The organism is Actinokineospora spheciospongiae, from assembly GCF_000564855.1.
Lineage (GTDB): Bacteria > Actinomycetota > Actinomycetes > Mycobacteriales > Pseudonocardiaceae > Actinokineospora > Actinokineospora spheciospongiae.
Genome location: NZ_AYXG01000101.1, coordinates 81757 through 103876, shown reverse-complemented (window position 1 = coordinate 103876; position 22120 = coordinate 81757). Strand labels below are relative to the sequence as shown.

The window sequence follows — 22120 nt, the reverse complement described above, 5'->3', positions numbered from 1 at the left end:
CCGCCCTTCCCCACCCACCCGCCCTCCGCCCCGGCCCGGCACCGTCCCGGCAGGACGACGGCGGGTTGGTGCGCGTACCGACCCACCCAAGCCAACCGCTCCCCGGTGAGGAACCGATCCCATGGCCGACTCCAAAAAACCCCAGTTGGTGGGCGTCTACCAGGCGTCCGCCCCAGCGTTCCTCCCCGGGAAGTACACCACGTACAAGGCCCTCAGCGACGCGGTCAAAGACCTGCTCTACACCGCGCACCGGGGCCGCGGCGTCGAGGGCAGCCTCTCCACCAACAACACGGCGGAGGCCTGGTACGACCTCGAGTTCGCCGTCAAGGACGCCACCAAGCGGCTGGGCGAGGTCAACGAGGCGTTCGCCACCGAGATCAAGAACGTGCGCACCGCGCTGGAGGGCGAGGCGGGGGAGGCCTTCGAGAAGTACACGAAGGACCTGCTCAGCGAGAGCGAAGAGCTGTACACCACGCTCAACAGCAAGCAGTACGGCACCACGATCGGCAACGTCGGCCACGCGATCCAGGCCTACGCCAACCGGTGGTGGGAGATCGTCGACGAGGCCGACAAGAACCGCGAGAGCGAAGAGAAGCGCATCCAGAACGCGGGCATCAAGGGCATCAACAACCTGATGGACCTGGCCGACGACACGAACGCCTCCGAGATCCAGCAGTTGATCAACAAGTTGGCGGAGAAGACCAACGAGGCGATCGTCGCCCTCAACGACGAGGCCGAGGCGGCGCTGATCAAGAGCCTGCAGGAGCTGACCTCGGGGCTGGGCACGCAGTACGACTCGCGCGGCCAGGAACTCGCCCCGCTGCGCATCATCAACGGCCTGGCCAAGTCCGAGGACCCCCGCTACGGCGGTTCGACGGGCGGCGGGAACAACAACGGCAACGGCAACGGCAACAACAACGGCAACGGCAACAACAACGACGATGACGACGACACCGACACCGACACCGGGGGCGGTGAAGGGGAGGACGAGGACTACCAGGAGGGCCTCGACGACGCGGAGGCCGCGGCGGTCAAGGCGATCGACGACCTGATCGCCAAGACCGACGACCCCGAGGAGAAGGCCGCCCTCGAGGCGGCCAAGAAGGCCGTGACCGGGGCGATCGACGACCTGGGCGACGACTCCGGCACGGGTGGCAGCGGCGGCTCCTCCGGCGGGTCCGGCTCGAAGTCGGGCGGCTCCGACACCGGCGGGGGCGGCAGCACGGGTGGCGGCGGGAGCGGTTCCGACAAGGAGGCGCTGGACAAGGCCAATGCGGCCGCCTCCGACGCGATCAACGGCCTCAAGGGCGGCGCGGGCGGCGAGACCGGCTCGGGCGCGACAGGCGGCGGCGAGACCGGCTCGGGCGCGGCGGGCGGCGGCGACACCGGCGCGGGCGGCGCGGGCTCGGCGGAGCAGGCCAAGCGCGACCAGGCGCTGGAGCAGGCCAAGGACGCCGCGGGCAAGGCCATCGACGACCTCATGGGCGGCGGGAAGTCCGGCGGCCTCGGCGGCGACACCGGTGCGGGCGGCAGTGGTGACACCGGTGCGGGCGGTGGCGGCGACACCGGTGCGGGCGGCGGCATGACCGGCGGCTCCCCGGGCATGGGCGGCACCCCGGGCGGGTCGGACCCCGCCGAGCAGAAGCGGCAGAAGGCCCTCCAGGACGCCAAGGACGCCGCGAACAAGGCCATCGACGACCTCACCGGCGGCTCCGGCGGGTCCGGCGACAAATCCGGCGGGCTCGGCGGCGGCTCCGGTGTGCCCACCCCCGAGGAGCAGGAAGCGCTCGACGACGCGAAGGACGCCGCGGGCAAGGCCATCGACGACCTCGCCGGCGGGACCGACGACCCCGAGCGCAAGAAGGCGCTGGAGGACGCCAAGGACGCCGCGCAGAAGGCCATCGACGACATCGGCGGCGGCGCGGGCGGGCTGGGCGACAAGCCCTCCACCTCCTCCGACGGCCCCGGCTCCGGCTCCGAACCGCTCGACCCGAAGGCCCGCGAGGCCTTCCAGGACGCCAAGGACGCCACCACCAAGGCCCTCGACGACATGATCGCCAAGACCGACGACCCGGCGCAGAAGGCGGCGCTGGAGGAGGCCAAGCAGGCCGCCCAGGACGCGATCGACAACCTGATCAGCCCCGAGCACCACCGCGCGGTCGAGGACGCCAAGGACGCCGCCGAGGCCGCGATCGACAAGCTCGGCAGGCCGGGGGACACCCCGGAGCAGCAGAAGGCCCTGGACGAGGCGGCCAAGGCGGCGCGGGAGGCGATCGACGGCCTCGACAGCGCGATCGACCCCGACGACCCGGACTACGCCAAGGCCGTCGAGGACGCCAAGGCGGCCTCCGACAAGGCGATCGACGCGCTCGCCCAGGAGGGCGACAGCCCCGAGCGCACCAGGGCGCTGGAGGAGGCCAAGGAGGCCGCCCGCCGGGCCATCGACGGCATCGGCGCCGCCGGGGACACCGCGGGTGGCACCAGCTCGGCGCTGGAGAGCTTCCTCAACCCGCTCGGCGCGCAGAAGCCGGACATCAAGACCTCCTCCGGCGGTCTGGGCGGCGGCGGGGCGGGCGGTGGTGGCGGCGTGCACGTGCCGTCCCTCGGCGGTGGCGGCGGCGCCGGGCACGTCCCGGCCTCCGTCGGCGCGGCGGGGGAGGCCCGGTTCGACACCGACGTCTCCCGCGACCGCGGCCTGACCGTCCCCGGCGGGGTCACCACCGCCGCGGCGAACGCGACCCCCGGCATCCCGGGCGGCCTGTCCCAGGCGGGCCAGATGGGCGGCATGCCCATGGGCGGGATGCCGATGGGCGGCGGCATGGGCGGGATGGGCGGCATGGGCGGCCAGCAGGACAAGGAGCGCGAGCCGCAGATCTGGATTCAGGCCGAGGACGGTGCCTGGGACGAGGACAAGGACGGCCCCCGGCCGCCCGTTCTGGGACGGAGCTGACCCGTGGTACTCGCACCCCTCGACCCGCCGCCCCCGGCGGACGACCCGAACCTGGCCAACCTCACCACCGAGCAGCTCGCCGCGCTCGTCTTCGCGGGAGACCCGGAGGTGTACCACGAGCAGGCCAGGGCGATCGACGCCGCCACCGAACGGCTCCAGCAGGTGCTCGACGGCATCCGGCACGACGCCCGCCTGATCCACGAGGCGCTCGACGGTGAGGTGCTGGTCGCCTTCGACGACGTGTCGCACCGCCTCGGCGCCTCGGTCGACGCGGTGCTGCAGGCCGCGTGGAACCCCGGCTACGCCGCGTCCCTGCGCGCGGCGGGCGACGCCCTCGCCGCGAGCCAGCAGCGCTTCCGGGACCTGCAGGGCAAGCAGGCCGAACAGGCCGCGGCGCCACCGGCCCCGGACGCACCGGCGCCCGAGGTGGTGCAGGCCCAGCACGCCGAGTCGGCGTTGCAGATCGTGCGCGACCTGGGCACCGCCTACCGGGACATCGGCACCAGGATCACCCCGTTGCCGCTGATCAACGGGGCGAAGACCTGGCAGGCCCCCGATCAGACCGCGCCGGGGCCCCAGCCGGTGAACTCGTTCACGCAGACCGGCGTGGACCTGTTCCAGGGCCAGGGCGACCCGGGCACCTACGGTGCGGTGGGCGCCGGGTTCGGCCCCGGCGCCTTCGCCGCGGGCGGCCCCGGGTCGGGCACCTTCGGTGGAGTGGGCGGTGGGGCCTTCGGCAGGCGCGAGACCGTGACCTCCGGTGGGGGTCCCGGCGACACCCAGTGGGGCTTCGCGGGCACCCCGGTGGTCGGCAGAGCACCCGTCGAGACCACCGCGGGGACCACCTGGGCGGTCGCCGGGTCGGGCGACCAGGTCACGGCGGCCGGGGGCGGCCCCTGGGCCGCCGCGATCTCGCCCGCGCAAGGTGTGGTCACCGCCGCCTCCGTCGGGTTGCCGCCCGCGGTGCTCGGCCGCAGCTCCGGTCTCGGGACAGGCGCGCCCCAGCCCACGGGCAAGCGCGAACGCACCGTCATCGCCACCCAGCAGGAGGACGAGTCAACGGAGGAGGAATCCACGCGCAGGCCGCAGGACCAGGGGGAGGCGCTGGACGAGCGGCAGGTCCGGGTCACCTCCGACCCGAGCACCGAGCACGCCGTCCCCGCCGTCGTCCCGGTCCTCCCGGTGACGGTCTCGGCGGCCCCGCCGGTCACCGCCGCCCCACCGGTCACGGCGGCGGCGCCCGCCACCCTCGCCGCGACCTCGGCCCCGGTCGTTCCCGCGCCCCCCGGCCCCGCTGTCCCGGCGGTCGCCGCACCCCCGGCGCACCCGGGGGGCACCCCGACCATCCCCGCCATCGCGACCTCCTCGGGCGGGCACGGGATGCCGGGCGGCACCGTCACCCCGGCGTCCGGGCAGTTCGGGCCACCCCCGGTCCGGCCCCTGGCCACGGACCTGACCGCCGTCCAACCCGGCACCGGGCTCCCCGGCGCACCCGCCGCGCACACGTCCTTCAACGGGCACACGGGCCCGCCCGCGGCACCCGGCTACGGGCCGATGAACCCGATGGGGCTCGGCGGACGTGGTCCTGGTGAGCGCGACAACGAGCGCTTCGCCGAGATCCCGCTGGAGGCCGACGCAGGTGTGTGGCAGAACCCGGTCGGCGCGACCGTGCTCGGCAGGCCCCCGGCCACCGAGCAGAAGTCCCCGTCGCCGATCGGCAGCCCACCCGCCGAGCAGCCGACCGGGGGACCGCAGCGGTCCGAGGAGGACGCGAAGCTGCTGGAACAGGCGCGGGAGCAGGCGTTGCGGATGCTGGGCCGGACGAGCGAACGGGAGAGATGACGTGAACTGGAGTTCGATGTCGGAGGCGGACCTGCGCCGCATGGCCGACGACGCGATGGCCGACCTCGACCGCGAGCGGGCCAAGCTCGGCGAGCTGGGCAGGCTGTGGAACGAGAACACCACCGTCCACGCCAAGGACCGCTCGCTGTCGATGACCGTCGACGGCCGCGGCGAGCTGCTGGAGATGGCCTTCACCGGCGGCAAGTACAAGACGATGCCCCCGGCGCAGCTCGCCCACGTCATCGTCGAGACGCTGGGGCGGGCCAAGGCCGAGAGCATGGCCAAGATCAGCGAGGCGATGGGCGACCCCGCCATCCCCGGCATCGACGTCGCGGGCCTCGCCAGCGGCAAGGTCGACCCGATGGAGATGGTCAACTCCCTGCTCGGCCCGATGCTCGACGGCTTCGGCGGCCTGGAAGCCCTCGGCGGGACCGCGGGCAAGCCCGCCGACAACGGAAGGCGCAAATCCGATGACTGAGCAGTTCCGCCTCGACCCCGACGGCGTCGCCGCGGGCACCAAGAAGCTCAAGGGCGCGGGGGGACGGCTGAACACGGCCGTCACCGCCCTCAACGTCGTCCTCGACGACCACGACGGCTGCTGGGGCACCGACGACATCGGCAAGGCCTTCGAGCAGAAGTACGTCAAGCCCGCCACCGACACCCGCAAGTACGGCGCGGACGCGGGCACGGGGATCGTCAAGACCGGCGAGAACCTGGACAGCGCCTCGACGACGTTCCAGTCCGTCGACCACGAGCACGCGACCAGGATCGACCGGACGCCGCCCGAGTAGTCCGACTTCCCCGCCACCTGCTGGCGGTTCCCATTCGGTTCAGGTCAGGAGGGCGGGCGGATGAGCGGCTCGGACGAGGTCACCCGTCTCCCCGACGGCCTGCAGAAGTTCTTCAAGGTCACCCTGGGCATGGAGTGGCCGGAGGGCAACGAGGGCGGCCTCAAGGCGATGAGCCGCGCCTGGACGGACTTCGCCAAGGAGTTGCGCGCGGTCAGGGACGAGGTGGTCGGGGCCGCCCGCGACGTCGACCGCGCGATGGACGGCGTCACGGCCACCAACGTCGTCGACTACCTGAACCAGGACATGGTCAAGGGCCTGGAGGAGCTGGCCACCCAGGCCGACGACCTGGCCAAGTCGTCCAAGACCGCCGCGGCCGACATCCAGAAGGCCAAGATCATGCTCATCGCCATGGCGGCGCTGGCGCTGGCCACGGTGATCGCGCTGCTCTCCTCGCTGTTCGGGGCCTTCTTCGTCGGCCCGGTGCTCACCACGGCCAGGTTCACGCTCCAGGGCATCCTGCGACTGCTCCTGTCGAAGATCATGCAGTTGAGCATCAAGCAGGTCGCCACGAACGTGCTCGTGAACGCCCTGAAGATGGGCGCGTTCGGCGCGATCTTCATGGGCGCGCTCGACGGCGGCATCCAGCTCGGCCAGATGGCGGCGGGCGGCCGCGACGACTTCGACTGGGACTCCTTCAAGGGCTCGGTCATCGGCGGCGCCATCGGCGGCGCGGCGGCGGGCGTCTTCCACGGCGTGGCCAAGGGCGTCGCCGGGGCGATCAACCCCAGGGTGCGGGCGGGCCTGCCCAAGAAGGTGCAGATCGGCCTCAAGTTGGGCGGCAACGCGGGCTACGCCGTCGGCCAGGTGGCGATGGTCGCCGCCAGCAACCCCGTGGTCAACATCGCCACCGGCGGCCACGGCGACGTGTGGGACGGCCTGCTCGGCGCCATGGGCCCGGCGCAGGGCATGTACAAGAAGGGCGAGTACTCCGGCTACGGCGACAGCCGCGGCACCGGCGCCAAGCTCGCCGCCGTCTTCGACAAGATCCGCAACGGCACGCCGATCAACGTCACCCTGGACGGGGACCCCGGCGGCACCACCTCGTCCGACGGCGGCCCCACCTCGGAGAAGGGCCAGCCGGTCGTCGACGGCTCCGGCAAGTCCCTCGGAACGGTCTTCGACCCCCCCGAGGTGCAGACCGAGAGCAAGGGCGACCCGTCGTCGACCCGGGGCGACACCCCGTCTCGGGGCGACACCTCGACCGGGGGCGACCGGCCCACGACCGTCTCCGACGGCGGCCAGTCACAGGGCGCGGACCGCTCGAACCAGTCGGGCGACAGCCCCCAGTCGTCCACTGCGGGATCGTCCAACGGGAAGCCCGCCGCCGTCACCCTCGGCGAGAACACCCCCCAGACCACGACGAACACCGCGGGCGGTCACAGCGACACCGGCGGCCAGTCGAACGCGGGTGGTCGCGGGAGCACCGGTGAGACCGGCAGCCAGTCGAGCACCGGTGGCCGCAGCGGCTCCGGTGAGACCAGCGGGCAGTCGAGCACCGGTGGCCGCAGCGGCTCCGGTGAGACCAGCGGGCAGTTCGACGGTGGTGGCCGGGGCAGCTCCGGTGAGGGCAACGGGCAGTCGAACGCGGGCGGTCGCGGCGGCTTCGGGGAGAACACCGAGCAGTCGGGTACCGGCGGCCGGGAGGGCTTCGGCGAGAACAGCCGCCAGCCGAACGCCGACGGCCGCGGCGGCTTCGGGGAGAACGGCGGCCAGTCCAACACCGGTGGCCGTGAGGGCTTCGGCGAGAACGGGTCGAACACCGGTGGCCGGGACGGTGCCGGTGCGGACGGCGGGCGGTCCGACGTCGGCGGCCGGGACGGCTTCGGCGACACCAGGCCCGCTGACTCCACCACCGCGGGCGACGGCAACCCGGCCGGTGCGGTCGCCGGTGGCGTGAACCCCGGCGGGAACACCGTGGGTGGCAACAACGCCGCGGGCGGGAACAACGCCGGCCAGGGTGCGGGTCAGGGTGGCAGCCCGAGTGGCAGCCAGGGCCAGAACACGGGCCAGAGCGCGGGTCAAGGCCAAAGCGCGGGTCAAGGCCAGAGCGCGGGGCAGGGCCAGAGCGCGGGTCAAGGCCAGAGCGCGGGCCAGCAGTCCGCGGGCGGCCGCGCGGGTGGGCAGGGGCTGCCCAGCACGACGTCCGGCGGCCCGGGCACCTCGTCCGCCCCGGCGGCCCCCGCACAGGGGAGCCCGGTGGGGGACCGCACGTCCTCGTCCGGCCCGGCCACGGGTCAGCAGTCGGACACCTCCACGAACGCGACGCCCCAGACCACCACCTCGGGCCCGACCCGCACCGACACCGCCCCCACCCAGGACAGCGGCTCCCGCCCCGACACCGGCAAGTCCCAGACGACCACGACGGGCTCGACCCCGACGACCCAGCAGCCCGGCACCATTCCGTCCCAACCGGACGGACGCCCCCAGTCGACGAACCCCACCGACCCGGCACAAACCCCCGCCCGAGGCGGGAACACCACCCCGTCCACACCTCCCACCCCGCCCACCGACCGCCCCGCGGCGGGCCCCCTCGCTCCTGCTGCCCCCACCCAGTCCGGCCCCACTCAGCCCGGCCCTGCTCAGTCCGGCCCCACCCAGCCTGGTTCCACCCAGCCCGGTTCTGCGCAGTCCGGCTCCACTCCGTCCGGCCCATCGCAGTCCGGTTCCACCCAGTCCGGTTCCACCCAGTCCGGTTCCACCCAGTCCGGTCCCACTCAGGCTGGCCCTGCTCAGTCCGGCCCTTCGCAGTCCCGCTCCACCCAGTCCGATCCTGCTCAGTCCGATCCTGCTCAGTCCGGTCCTGCTCAGTCCGGTTCCGGGCAGCCGGGTCCGATCCCCGCCGCAGCCCACTCCGGTTCGACCCAGTCCGGCTCGGGCCAACCTGGCTCGAACCAGCCCGGTCCGGTGCAGACCGGACCCGCGCACTCCGGTGCGGGGCAGTCCGGCCCGGTCCCCACCCCGACCCAGTCCGGTCCGGTGCAGTCCGGTGCCGCGCAGCCGGGTCCGGTGCCCGGCCCGGTCCAGTCCGGTCCGGTGTCCACGCCTGCCCAGTCCGGCCCCGTCCCCACCCAGTCCCAGCCCACCCGCTCGGACGCGACCACCCCCGACCAGCAGGCGAAGCCCGCCTCGCCTACCCAGTCCTCCACCTCACGCCCGGTGATGCCGGAAATCCCCACCACCCAATCCCCGAACCGCACCCCCGGCGGCGCCGAGCCCACCTCCCCCCAGCAGCAGGCACCCCGCCCGGACGCCACCCCCAGCCGGGCCGACACCCCCGCCCGCTCGGAGAGCCCGACGCGCTCGGAGACACCAGCGCGCTCGGACGCCCCCACCCGTTCCGAGGCCACGGCTCGGTCGGAGGCCCCAGTCCGGGCGGAGGCGCCAGTCCGCTCGGAGTCCTCGGCTCGCCCGGAGGCTCCGGCGCGTCCGGATTCTTCGGCCCGCCCGGAGTCCTCGGCCCGCCCGGAGTCCTCAGCGCGGCCGGAGGGCTCTGCCCGCACGGAGGCCCAGCCCCGTTCCGAGGGACAGTCGCGCCCCGAGACGTCCTCCCGCACCGACGCCCCGGCACGCCCCGCCCCGGGTGCCGGTCAGTCCACCGCCACCTCCTCCACGGGCCCCGCCCCCAAGGCCGAGTCCACGCTCCGCCCGGAGACCCCCGCCGCCGAGCAGCGGTCCCAGCAGGCCACGGCCAAGGCGGGTGAGCAGGCGACCCAGCCGCAGAACCGGCCCGGTGCGCAGCGGTCGAGCACCGACCCCGACGCGCCGACCCCGGCGCAGGACGCGCTGGCGGCCGCGGCGGCGGCGAGCCTCGCCCTCGACGGGACCCCGCACGCCCCCGGTGGGCGGTCCGCAGGTGGACCGGGACCGGACTTCGTCGCCCCGAAGGACTGGAACGGGCGGCGCGACTCGGCGCAGCCCACGCGGTTCAGCGCCGAGCGGTTCGACCCGTTCGCGAGCGGGCGCACCAAGGACGGGCAGCGGGCGGGGACCATCACGCAGATCCGCTTCGACCTGCGCCGCTTCGAGGTGGCGCCCGGCAAGTGGGTGCGGGAGTTCACCATCCCGGTCGAGGTGCACGCCAAGGCCGGGGCGGTCGACCCCGCGGGCAGCCGCGCGCTGGTCGAGCAGATGCAACAGGTGCTCGACGAGAGGTTCAACCAGCGCTCGCACTTCGCCAACGGCGACCAGGCGCACTTCACCATCGAGGCGAAGTTCTCCAACGGCCCGGAGTCGGGTTGGGACACCGACTCCCACCGCTCGGTGCCGGTGGAGGTGTTCGACTCGGCGAAGGGTGACACGCGCGAGACCAACCAGGTGCAGTGGGACCTGCGCGAGGGCCCGGCGAGCCTGCTGCACGAGCTGTTCCACTTCGCGGGCCTCGGCGAGGGCTACGCCGACCCCAAGATGCTGTTCAGCCGGGCCGACCGCGAGGGCATCATGGGTCCCCGGGCCAGCCGCGGCCTGTTCCTGCCCCCGGAGGACATCAGGAAGATCGACGAGGTGTCCCGCGGCGCGGGCCAGGTGGTGGACCACTCCCTCGGCGCCCCGGCCAACCCGCGCCCCGTCCCGGCGCGTCCGTGGACCGCGCGGCCGGGCGTGGTCAGCCAGGGCCCGTACTCGGAGATGCACGTCCCGGCCGAGATGCCGCCCAAGCCGCCCACCCCGCCGACGCCCACGCCCCCGACGCCCACCCCGGTGAGCGACGCGAACCCGTCGTCGCGCGGCGGGCGGCGCCCGGCCGCGCTCCTGCCGGACATCATCGAGACCATCGAACTCGACAACCTCACCAGGCCCGGGGGCGACACCACCAACAACGGCACCACGACCAACAACGGCACCGGCTCCGGCACCACGAACACCGGTACTGACAACGGCGCCACCACACCCAACAACGGCGCCACCACGACCAACGGCGGCACCACCACCGACCCGGCCGCACAAGAGGTCAAGCGCAAGATCCCCGCCTACTCCAGGGACAACCGCTCGCCCGGGAAGGCGAAGCAGATCGACAAGGTCGTGGGTGCCGACATCCGCTCCGGCCTCGACGCCCTGATCAAGGGCCTGGCCGACAACGCCGACGTCAAGCAGATCCAGGAGGAGCAGGTCGAGGGTGCCGCGCTGACCCTGATGGGAGCCGGGAAGACGACCCCCATCAGGGTCAACGGCAAGCACATGGAGCTGCACATCCTCTCGGAGCCCCTCTGGGACGGCCTCACGCTCAAGGAGAAGAAGGCGGACGCGGCCAAGACCGACGGCACCGACGCCGCCACGACCAAGACCGACGACAGCGCGGACGCCACCACGACCAAGGCCGAGGACGCCAAGGAGTACGGCAAGGCCAAGCCGACCGCCAAGGTCGAGTCCACCAACGAGCAGAAGGTCGACAACTCCCGGGACGGCGTCGCGCGGGTCCAGGTGGGCTTCACCGCCATCCCGCCGATGTTCGTCGGGGCGGGCCTCGACGTGCCCGCCGCGCCCAGCGGGGCGCACGAGCACAAGTCCACCTACAAGGCCACCCAGAGCTCCACCGTCGAGCTGAAGGCCCTCGAGGACGTCGAGGTCCCGATCAAGTTCACCTACACGCTCTTCGACGCCTCCGGGGCGAGGGTGGGCGACGCCCAGACGACCACCGGCAAGGTCGGGCTCAGCGTGCCCACCACCCTCCAGCAGGAGAGCACCGCGGGCCCCTTCGTCGCGCCCACCAGCACCATGCCCAGGCGGTTCGCGGTCGAGACCGCGCACGCCAAGACCGAGGGCGGCAAGAGCTTCTTCGACCAGGCCAAGGGACTGTTCGCCAAGCAGCTCGTGGCGGTGGGCGCCGACGGGCGCACGGCCCTGCGGGAGCTGTTCTCCGAGTCCACCCTCACGGACAAGGTCGTCCCCAACGCGGTGTCCGACCCGACGGCGGTCGGCAAGGACGAGGGCTGGGTGCGGGCCGACCAGGTCCTGCACAAGGGCAAGCACAGCAAGAGCTGGTCGCAGGCCGTCGACCAGGTCGAGGTCCGCGCGGTGACCCGGTACGTGCAGGTCATCGAGCAGCCCAAGGACGTCAAGCACACCGACACCGGTGCCCTGGACCTCGGTTCCGGCGACAAGCACACCACCTCCCGCACCACCGGGGGCATCGCCTTCTTCGGCTGGGGCGTCGACACCCCGGCGTTCTTCGTCGGCGGTGGGCCGACGGGCGGGATCAGCGTGTCGAAGGAGAACTCCCAGAACATCACCCGCAACGACGTCGCCAAGGACACCCTGTCCACGACCGGCGACGCCGTGCGCTACCGGGCGGTCTACGACCTCCAGGTCCGCCGGGTGGGCCACGACCCCGTGCCGCTGGTGGGCCACGTCGAGGCCATCCAGTGGACCCGGCGCGACCGCGCCGAGCGGGCCGGGATGCTCCCGGACGACACGGCACCCGGCACGACGCCCAACCCGCCGAACACCGCGACCCCGAGCACCGCGACTCCGAACACCGCGACCGACTCGACCCCCGCTCCTCCCGCGGCCACCCCGCCGCGGGTGCACTACGGGCCTCCCCACATGGAGTCCAAGCTGTCCCTGAGCGGCGGCAAGATCAACGAGCTCTACGACAACGGCCACATCCGGGAGAAGGTGGCCGAACTGCTGCAGAAGACCCCCGGCCACCGCTGGTACCACCTGAGCTCGAGCAAGTTCCTGCGGACGTTCGACTCGCCGGACCTGGCCAAGTGGCACACCACCCAGAACCGGGTCAACGAGCTGCTGTCCCGGGGCGACGACCTGGCCGCCAAGCTGACCTCGGCCCAGCTCTCCGAACTGGTCGACACCATGCTGTCGCCGAACGGCCTGACCATGGAGGTCGTCAAGAAGGGCGTCTTCCGCGAGTACCACGCGCTGGTCACGCTCAGGGCCAAGCTGACCGACTTCACCGACGTGCCCGGCAAGACGCTCACCGAGGCCGAGAGCGGCAGCACCGCCAAGTCCAAGTCCGAGGTGGAGTTCGGCAAGGGCAGCAAGAAGTCCTTCGCCTTCGGCGGCCAGGCCCGGGTGCAGGGCCCGATCGGCAGCGCCTTCGGCGTCTACATCGGCGAGGTGAAGGGCACCCACAGCAGGTCCAGGACGGACAAGCTGAGCGTCGGGGACAAGGGCTCGGTCGTGCGCACCGACGGCGACGGCCTCAAGGCGGACGGCACCGTCGACAAGCGCAAGCTCCACAAGTTCCGCGGCACCCTCGAGATCACCGAGGAGGTCCGCACCTACAACCGGCTCAACGAGCGCACCCGCGCCATCACCTTCGGCAAGCCCGGGCGCACCGTGCCCGAGGTCGAGACGCTGAGCCTGTCCACCGACTCGACCCCGGTGGCGCCGCACGTCGTGCCGATCGAGGTCCACGTCCCGGACAAGCTGGTCAGCACGACCCCGCCCGACCCCCTGACGATCACCTCGAACAACCACCGGGTCACCAGCAGGCCGCCCGCCATCGACAACCTCTTCGCGCCCGACACGAAGGTCTTCGACAACGCCGAGGTCGTCGCCGTGTTCGGCACCGAGCACATCAACCAGTCCATGGAGGACTCGCTGCTGCGCGCCTCGGGCAACGACCAGGCCTTCAGCTTCCCCGACGGGGGCAGGACCAGGCTGATCCAGGCGAAGGTGAGCCCGGACGCGATGAAGCGCAACCCCACCCTGTTCAGCGAGGTCACCAAGGTCGACGGCATCCACCACGGCCGCAGGCTCGCCGACGCCCGCGGCCGGGCGGCCGCGGTGTTCACCCCCACCGGGGCCCGCAAGCTCGGGCCCGTGGAGTTCCAGAAGATCCAGGAGCGAACGGGCAGCCGCACCACCGCGGGCTCGGGCCGGGGCGTCGACAACGGCCTCGGGGCGACCAGCACGGGCGTGGCGGTCGTGTCGGGCACGGGTTCGACCGCCAAGCCCGGCAACATCGTCAGCCCGCGCGGGATCTTCATCGCCGACTTCACCCCCCTGTCGGTGCGGTGGGGCAGCAAGGAGGGCGGTGAGACCACCAACGTCGAGCGCACCGTCATGGAGAACGGCGTGCCGGTGAAGAAGTCGCTCGTCGCCGTTGACCTCGACGTCGCGGTGGTGGCCGAGGTCCACCACCACGGCAACCTCCTGGGCCGGTTCTCCAAGCCCGACCCGGCTGACATCGGCAGGTCCGGCGAGACCTTCCACATGGACAACGCGGTGCTGATGTGGGCCACCGACGAGCAGATCGCCAAGATGAACAACGAGCCGGCCCCGGCTCCCGCCGCACCCTCCCAGCACGGTGACCGGACCCTGCCCGCACCCGCGGGCCTGGCGGGCTCGGCCAAGCCGTCGATCGGCATCGGCCGGGTCACCACGCCGATCGATCTGAGCCGCTCCGTCCTGCCGCAGTTGCGCGGCAAGCTGGGCGCCGACCTCGCCGCCCGGCTGCTGCCCGACTCGGCGCTGGCGGAGAACCACGACAACGTCCGCGCGCTCAACGAGTTCCTCGCCCACGCCGAACGATCGGTGAACTCCTCCCTCAACGGCGGCCGCTCCCTCCCGCTGCGCCTGGAGGACCGCATCTCCGGGAAGACCTACTACGCCACGCTCGAGGCGAGCTTCCAGGGCACCCCGACGTTCGCCGGGATCGACCACGTCTCCGAGGCGACCTCGGCGAACAAGACCACCACCAAGAGCACCTCGGACCGCTCCAAGGGCGTCACCATCGCGTCGGTCAACGGTTCCGTGCGCCCCGCCATGGCCATCACCAAGCAGGGCGACCCGGCGAACGCCGGGAAGAAGACCGGCTTCGGCGAGCCGGGCAGCACGCTCAGCACGGGCCCCGACGCCGGGGCCGAACTGGGCAAGTTCGACCGCAAGACCTCCGTGGAGCAGCAGACCGACCGCAAGCAGTCGGCCACCGCGGCGGGCCCGATGGCCGCCTACCGGGGCACGCTGTCGTTCGACCTGACGATCGAGCGCAAGGTCGAGGTCGACGCCACCGGCCAGGAGCGGGCCAACGAGACCCTGGCCACCGTCAAGGGCACCACGGAGGACGTGACCGTGGTCCAGCTCGCCGAGGACTCCCTGCCCGCCCGCACCGCGGGCAAGTCGACCTACGGCGAGGCGGACCCGGCGGTCACGGTCACCGACCGGTCGCAGCACAGCAAGGACGGGCTGGCAGCCTGGCACAAGGGGGAGGACGCGACGGGCCTGCCCTCCGACGGCACCTTCTTCGTCGACCACTTCCTCGGCGACGTGGGCGACCTGCGCCGGGGCGCGGAGAAGGCCATCGAGAACGGCGGGGCCAAGGTCGACGCCGCCACGGTCGCCGCCCTCCGGTCGGGCCTCAACGTCGTCGCGGCCAAGGCGGGCCTCGGCGCCATGAACAAGGGCAAGTTCTCGCTCCCGCTGCCCTCGCACGTCAAGGGCGAACTCGAGGTGCACGTGCGCTTCCCCGACCCGCCCCGGTTGGCCTCGGCCAGCGCGGGCGTGCAGGTCAAGGGTTCGGAGAAGGCGGGCCGGAAGGTGAAGGTCGAGTTCAAGTCCGGCAACGAGTACAGGACCGGGGCGACGGCACTCGCGATGAGCGTGGGCGCGGGCCACCCGGCGGGCGCGAACTCGTTGAGCGAGGGGCGGCGGAACTTCCAGTCGCTGTTCGGCAACACCCGCAAGCGGCTGCCGATCTCGGCCAAGGACCTCGTCGGCACGACCGAGGTCACCAAGCCCGCGGGCAGCGTCACCACCCCCCAGTCCCCCGAGGCGGTCAAGCCCGAGGACAAGGTCACCCGCGCCGACCTGCGCACCGCCGAGTTCCGCTTCGTCTTCCGCCCCACGGGCGGCCTGTTCAGCACGCTCAAGACCGGCGCCGCCGACCTCAAGGTGCACGACGCCTACGTCATCCGCAGCACCCCGGACGCGGCCACCGCACTGCCCAAGGAACTGGTCGACGCGGTCAACAAGCTCAAGGAGACCGGCGAAGCCTGGAACAAGGCCGTGGTGCAGTTGGAGGGAATGCGCAACGCCCTCGACGACGTGCTGACGCCGGAGGCCCTGGAGGACGGCCTCGCGGAGGTCGAGAAGGGCAAGGCCGAAGCCGACAAGGCCGCGGGCAAGTGGTGGTCGGCCTACGACACCTACCAGAGCGCCCTCGCCACGGCCCGCGGCGAAACCCCCACCAACACCACCCCCGACGACGGCAGCTCCCAATCGGACACCAGCTCCGACAACAGCACCGACTCCGACGACGGCGGCGCCCAGCGCACCGCAGATGAGGAGCGGCAGCGCCAGACGGCAGAGGCCGACCGCCGGCGTGTTGAGGCGGAGCGGCAACGCCAAGCCGACCAGACCGAAGCCGACCGCAAGCGGGCTGAGGAGGCTGCGGCGAAGCAGGCTGAGAGGGAGGCTGCGGCGAAGCGGGCTGAGAGGGAGGCTGCGGCGAAGCGGGCTGAGGAGGCTGCGGCGAAGCAGGCTGAGAGGGAGGCTGCGGCGAAGCAGGCTGAGAGGGAGGCCGCGGCCAAGCGGGTTGAAGAGGCTGCGGCGAAGCAGGCTGAGGAAGCTGCTGCGAAGCGGGCTGAGGAAGAGGCTGCGGCGAGGCGGGCTGAGGAAGCTGCGGCGAGGCAGGTCGAGGAGGAGGCTGCGGCCAAGCGGGCCGAGGAGTTGGCTGCCGGGCAGCGCGTGGGTGATGAGGTTGCCGAGGGTGAGGTTCCCGCCGGGGAGCGTCCCGTGGTGGAGGCGACTGCTGAGCGGGCTTCGGAGGAGGGCTCCGGGGAGACGCCTGTCGGACCCTCGCGGGAGGATGGTGCCGCGGCTCGGGAGTTGGCGGAAGAGCGGGCCTGGTTCGAGGCCGAGCAGGAGCGCGTCCAGCAGCAGATCGAGAGCGAGTCGCCCGGGCGCAGGCGTGAGGTGCAGGAGCAGTTGGAGCGTGCGGCCGACCGCGCCCAGCAGCGGCGGGGCGGTGCCGAAGGCCCCACCTCTCCCGGCGATCGACCGCGGACCGCGGGGCAATCGTCCGACAGCACCCCCACCACGCCGACCCGCACCCGCTCGGTCCCGGACCCGCGGACGCCCACCGACCACGGCGACTCGTCGCCCCGGCGCGGAACCCCCCAGGGCGCCGCCACCCCCGAAACCCCGACCCGCCTGCCGGTGCGCACCTCCTCGAACGCCGAAGGAGCCGCCCGCGACCTGAACGGTGCCCTCGCCGAGGAGAACTCGACCCCCACCACCGGCCACCTGCCGAACACCACCCCGGAGTCGGCGCTCACCGACCCCGCGAACGAGTCGGCCCAGGTCGCCCGGCAGGAGGAGAACCCCAGCACGACCCGCGCCCCGGAAGCGCCCACCCCCGACCCCGCGAGCACCACTCCCGAAGCGAGCGCGGCACGCGAGCCCGCGCAGGTCGACCCCGAGGCCGCCCCCACCCCGACCGAACCCACCCACCGCCCCGGCAACCAGCCCACCCCCGAGCAGTCCCACACCTCGAACGGCCAGGAGTCCACCCCGGCCACCCCCGAACCCATCACCCCCGACTCGGCCACCCTCACCCGGAGCACTCCCGAGCAGGTCAACCCCGCCTCGGCCATCACCAACCCGGTCACCCCGCAGTCGGTCAACCCGAACCGGGCCACGCCCGAGCCCGCTGTCTCGAACTCGGTCACCCCGGAGTCGGTCACCCGCGATTCGGCGCCTTCCAACCCGGCCGATGTGGAGCCGGTTGACCTCAGCCGGGCCACGCCCGAGCCTGCTGTCTCGAACTCGGTCAGCCCGGGGTCGGTCGACTCCGGCGTGGTCAGCCCGGAGTCGGTCAGCCGCGATTCGGCCCCTTCCAACCCGGCCGATGTGGAGCCGATTGACCTCAGCCGGGCCACGCCCGAGCCCGCCGCCTTGAACTCGGTCACCCCGGAGTCGGTCAACTCCGATCTGGCCACCCCCGAGCCGGTCAACACCGACTCGGCCATCCCCAGCCCGGCCACCCCCGAACCGGCCAACTCCACCTCGACCGCTCCCAAGCAGGCCACTTCCACGCCCACCAACAACCCCAGGCCCCCCGCCCTCAACCTGGCCACCCCCGGGCCGGTCACCACCAGCACGGCGAGGACGACCCCCACCGACTCGTCCGCCACCCCCACCCACGCGGTCGAGCAGTCGACGACGAACGGCACCCGCACCCCCGCCGACACCCCGCCTCGCCGCCGCAACAGCGCGCCGGTCGCGGTGGCGAACCCCGCCACGGGGTCGGCTGTCCGCAGCAGCAGCGTGCCCGCGCCCGGCGCGGACGCGGCGGGTGGTCCGGCTGCCCGCTCGGTGACCCTGGGCGACGACGACGGCGGGTCCGCCGGTCGGCCGCAGCGGTTGTCCGACCTGGGGGAGTTCTCGCGCAGTTGGTTCGACGCGCGGCTGGAGTTCCAGCGGCGGGCCGAGGAGTACGAGCGCCGGTTGGCCGACTACCTGATGCGGCGCGAGGACGTCCAGGCCGAGTTCGGGCGGTTCGCCCAGGCGGTCTGGGGTGTGGTGCCGCAGCGGCGCAAGCGCTGGGCCGGGGAGAACGAGCCGTCCCTGATCGGGGCGGTCGGGGTCGGCACCCAGAACCAGCAGGTGGTGCAGTCCGGCAACCTGCGTGAGCGGATCACGCTCATCTGGTCCCTCGCCCGGGGGGAGGACCTGCTCGGCGCGCTGCCCGACCTGCACACCCGCCACCCGCAGATCGAGGCGGAGCGGTCGCAGCGGCGCCCCACCGACGCCGTTCAGGAAATCACCCGGCTCACCCAGGACACGTCCCTGTCCCGGGCGGAGCGGCAGCGGCAGATCGACGAGATCACCCGGAGCATCCGCACCCGGACCCGGCCGGAAGATGTCCACCCGCCGCTGAGCCAGCGCGAGCTGGCCACCGGCGTGCGCGACGGGGAACTCCAGTGGGTTCCCGCTGAGAACCGCATGGAGATGGCCCTGCACGTCGACCCCGGGCCGTCCACCGAGCCGGGGCAGCCCGGACCCTCGGGCGGGTCGCGGGAGGGTGGGCTGCACCAGCGGGCCGAGAACACCGGTGGGTTGGTCAGCACCGGTTCCTCCGGGTCGACGCACCTGGTGCTCACCTTGGCGTCGATGCTCAACCAGCACCGCAACGCCGGTCTGAACCTCGACGTGCTGCGGATGGGCCTGGTCGGCTTCCTGGGCAGCACCAACCACTACCAGCACACCTACCACGAGGTGATGCGCGCGGCGGAGCTGGTCGACCCGGCGCTGCTCTACGACGACAACTTCGGCCGCTACCACCGCTTCGGCCCGCTCAGCGAGCAGGAGCTGCGCGCCAACGTCGCCGTCGACGGGCTGTTCCCCGACGAGCACGCGCTCGCCCTGGTGAACTGGGACGCCGCCCGCGCCGTGCTGCCGGACCTGCCCGAGCAGTCGCGGCACTCCGACCCCTTCGACCTCGACGACCTGGCCCGCGACTTCGACGCGGCCTCGACCGGTTCGCGGCCCTCGTCCTCGGGTTCCTCGCACGGCGACCCGTTCCACCTCGACCCGAGGCCGCAGCCGCGGGTCCGCATCGCCGAGGAGAACAACCAGGTCTTCGAGGTCCCCGCCCGCGAGCCGCGCCCGCGCGCCGAGGCCCAGCGCAACGCTCCCGCCCCGGCGCAGGCGCCCCCGCAGGCCCCGGCACGGCACCGGGCAGCCCCGCAGGCGCAGCCCACCCAGCCCACCCAGGCCCAGCCGACCCGGACGCAGCCCGGCCGGCCTTCCGCGGGCCCCCAGCCCGCCGACCCCGGTCCCGCCGTCCCGCCGCGCGGGATGGACCCGGCGGCCTACGACGTGCTCTACGAGGAGGCCATGGGGGTGCGCCCCACGGCCGTCTCCCCGGCCGAGCAGACCACCGTGCTGTTCCAGACCGAGCAGACCCGGCTCGACGACCAGGCCCGGTGGCAGGTCCAGGAGCTGGCCTACGGCCTGTTCGAGGACATGCGCCGCCGCGGGCCGGACGAGTTCCCGCCGCGGATCTCCATCGTCGGCTACGGCAACTCCCGCACCCACGCGGTGCGCACCGGTGAGGCCCGCGCCCGCGCCGTCCGGGACCTGCTGATGGACACCCTGGCCGCGGAGCACGAGCGGTACACCCGGCACGGCCACGACCGCGCCACGCTGCCGAACCCGGCGTCCTTCGAGCCGACCGTCCACTCCGGTGGCCGCAGCCGGAACCCGCGCCCGGACGGGCCGGACCTGGCCACCCGCAGGCGCACCGTCATCATCGACGTGGTCGCGCTGTCGGACGTCCTGCTGCTCGGCGGTGGCCGCCCCGGCGTCGAGATGGCCACCCCGGACGCCGCGCCCACCCAGGACGCGACAACCCAGGACTCGACCACCCGCGCGCCGGGAACCCTGGACAACCCCGTCCCGCTGACCGAGCTGCTCGCCCCCGAGCACGTCGACGCCGACGACGTGGTGTTCACCCCGTTGACCGACGCCTCGGGCGAGGTGGTCGGCGTCGCGTTCCCCCGGGCGGGCGAGGCGGAGATCTTGTCGGAGGCCTTCGCGCACGGCGTCGGTGACGCGGGCGCCTACTCGGTGGCCATGCACCACTCCGCCGACGGGTTCGCCGTCCGGCGCAGGTCCGACGGCAAGGAGGTCCGGATCGACGAGGCCGGGGTGCTCCGGCTGCTCGCGAGTTCCGCGCTGCCCGGCGGGCAGGCGTGGCGCAGGCACTCGGAGCTGGTGTTCCTGAGCTGCCGCGTGGCCGACCCGGCCCTGGGCAACCGGCTCGGCGGGTTGGCGGACCTGCTGCGCGAGGACGGCTACCGCGGTGACGTGCGCGGCCCGGACTCCCCGGTGACGCTGTTCGCCAGCGGTACCCGGTCCTTCCCCGACGGCGGCGGGCTCCGGACGGCGGGGGAGCGGCCCGACGTGCCCGGCCCGCTCACCGACAGCCCCACCCCCACCCCCGGGCATCCCGGTGTCGTGATGGAGGTCCGGTCCGATGACGGCGCCGCGCCATCCCGGTCCACCGACGGTGACGAGCTGTCCCGGTCCACCGACGACGACGCCGACTCGGTGCCCTCGACGGTGATCGACCTGCACGTGGCCACCGACGAGGCGCGCGGCGAGGGCGTGTTCGCCCCGCCCGCCCCGCGCGCGGCCCAGTCGCACCTGGCCGGGCAGGACCACGCCGACCTCTCCGCGGCCGAGCGGACCGAGTTGGTCAAGCGGCTCGACCTCACCAAGTCCACCCCCTCCCACGCCGACCTGACCCCGGTCGCCCTGGCGGCGGCCCCGGACAACGCGGTCACCCGGTCCGCCGCGGGCGAGCGCCGCTACACCTGGGCGGGTGACCGCGGGCTGCCGCCGCTGCCGGAGCTGCTGGAGCTGCCGCGCCTGGTGCACTCGGTGGTGCTGGGCGGCGCGCTGCGCACCGCCGGGGCGGTGGCCCACTTCCGCGACAACCTCCTGCACACCGCGCGCACCGCGGGGGAGCGGTGGAAGGCGGTGCTGTGGACCGACGTGTCGCGCGCCGACATCGCCCGCGCCGCGGCGCGGTGGCAGGTGCTCACCCAGGCCCGCCACGGTGTCAGCGGCGAGGACGACGAGTTGGACCTGGACTACCTGACCAACGTCGCCGACCTGTACGACCTCGCGGCGGGCGCGGGCATCGCCCTGCTCGACGTGAACGAGGTCTTCCACGAGGAGGCGCCCATGGACCAGTACGACCGGTTCGCCTCCGAGTTGGAGCGCGGCACCCGCGAGAGCCGGGACGCGGCGGCGGCCATCGCCGCCAACGAGATCCTGTCCCGCTTCGGCGGTGTCCACGCCGACCCCCGGCTGCGGGCGGACGACCTGGGCCCGGCCGAGGCCGTGGTGGACAGCCCTTCCGGCTGGGCGGGTGGCAGCGGTCTGCTCGCCGTGCCGAAGGGCCACCCGATCGCCGACCTGCACCGCGACGCCCTCGCGGGAGTTCCCCCGGTGTCCGCGGGGGTTCCCGCCGCACCCGGGGCGGTTCCGGGCGCGGCACCGTTCGCGGGCGGCCTCCCGGGTGACGGCGTGCTGCCCGACCTGGCCCGCCTGGCGGGTCTGGCCGACGCCGCCGAGCTGCCCGGCCTGGCCGGGTTCAGCCCCGGCGACCCCGGCCCGGTGGACGAGCCCACGGCGGGGTCGCTCGCCGGGCTCCCGGTGGACGAGGCGGCCAAGCGGGTCATCGAGGAGCTGGTGCGGGACCTGCGCGAGCGCGACGGGGACCTGAACCTGCTCGCCGTGGCCGACGCCATCGCGGGCCACCCGCGCGCGGGTGAGCTGTGGACGGTCGTCCTGGCCTTCCTGGCGACCCGCCCCGAACTGGCCGAACTGGTGCGCTCGGTGACCCTGGAGGGCGTGGACGAGACCGGTGCCCCCCGACGGGTGGTCCTGCCGCCCCGCGCCGCCGAGCTGGTCGAGTTCGCGGGCGACCCGGTCGTGTCCCGCCCCGGTGAGCACTCCGTGGCGGCGTCCCTGCAGTGGCCCGAGTGGCTGTGACCCCGGTGGACCGCGC

General features: G+C 73.4%; 5 protein-coding genes. All 5 read left to right on the top strand.

The genetic code is table 11. The annotated features are described in order from the left end of the window. Positions 1 to 121: 121 nt before the first annotated feature. The 5 genes from UO65_RS33330 to UO65_RS14190 are packed head-to-tail and all read left to right on the top strand — an operon-like array spanning position 122 to position 22104. Positions 122 to 2950, top strand: coding sequence for a hypothetical protein (locus tag UO65_RS33330; protein WP_052021169.1), 2829 nt, complete (start codon positions 122 to 124; stop codon positions 2948 to 2950). Positions 2951 to 2953: 3 nt separating this feature from the next. Next, complete coding sequence (locus tag UO65_RS14205) at positions 2954 to 4792, top strand: hypothetical protein (RefSeq protein WP_035282719.1); 1839 nt, start codon at positions 2954 to 2956, stop codon at positions 4790 to 4792. Position 4793: 1 nt separating this feature from the next. Then, a complete protein-coding gene (locus UO65_RS14200) occupies positions 4794 to 5270 on the top strand; it encodes a YbaB/EbfC family DNA-binding protein (RefSeq protein ID WP_233427569.1) in 477 nt (158 codons plus the stop codon). Then, positions 5263 to 5583 carry a WXG100 family type VII secretion target gene (locus UO65_RS14195; RefSeq protein WP_035282717.1) on the top strand — a complete coding sequence of 107 codons (321 nt, stop codon included), beginning with the start codon at positions 5263 to 5265 and terminating at the stop codon, positions 5581 to 5583. The genes UO65_RS14200 and UO65_RS14195 overlap by 8 nt, the downstream gene beginning before the upstream one ends. 60 nt (positions 5584 to 5643) lie before the next feature. Further along, entirely contained in the window at positions 5644 to 22104 is a 16461-nt protein-coding gene (locus tag UO65_RS14190; RefSeq protein WP_035282715.1) for a WXG100-like domain-containing protein, read from the top strand. Positions 22105 to 22120: the final 16 nt, after the last annotated feature.

Excerpts from the sequence above, each read along its gene's own strand:
- UO65_RS33330 (WP_052021169.1), top strand. The coding sequence starts at position 122 with ATGGCCGACTCCAAAAAACCCCAGTTGGTGGGCGTCTACCAGGCGTCC.
- UO65_RS14195 (WP_035282717.1), top strand. The coding sequence starts at position 5,263 with ATGACTGAGCAGTTCCGCCTCGACCCCGACGGCGTCGCCGCGGGCACC.
- UO65_RS14190 (WP_035282715.1), top strand. The coding sequence starts at position 5,644 with ATGAGCGGCTCGGACGAGGTCACCCGTCTCCCCGACGGCCTGCAGAAG.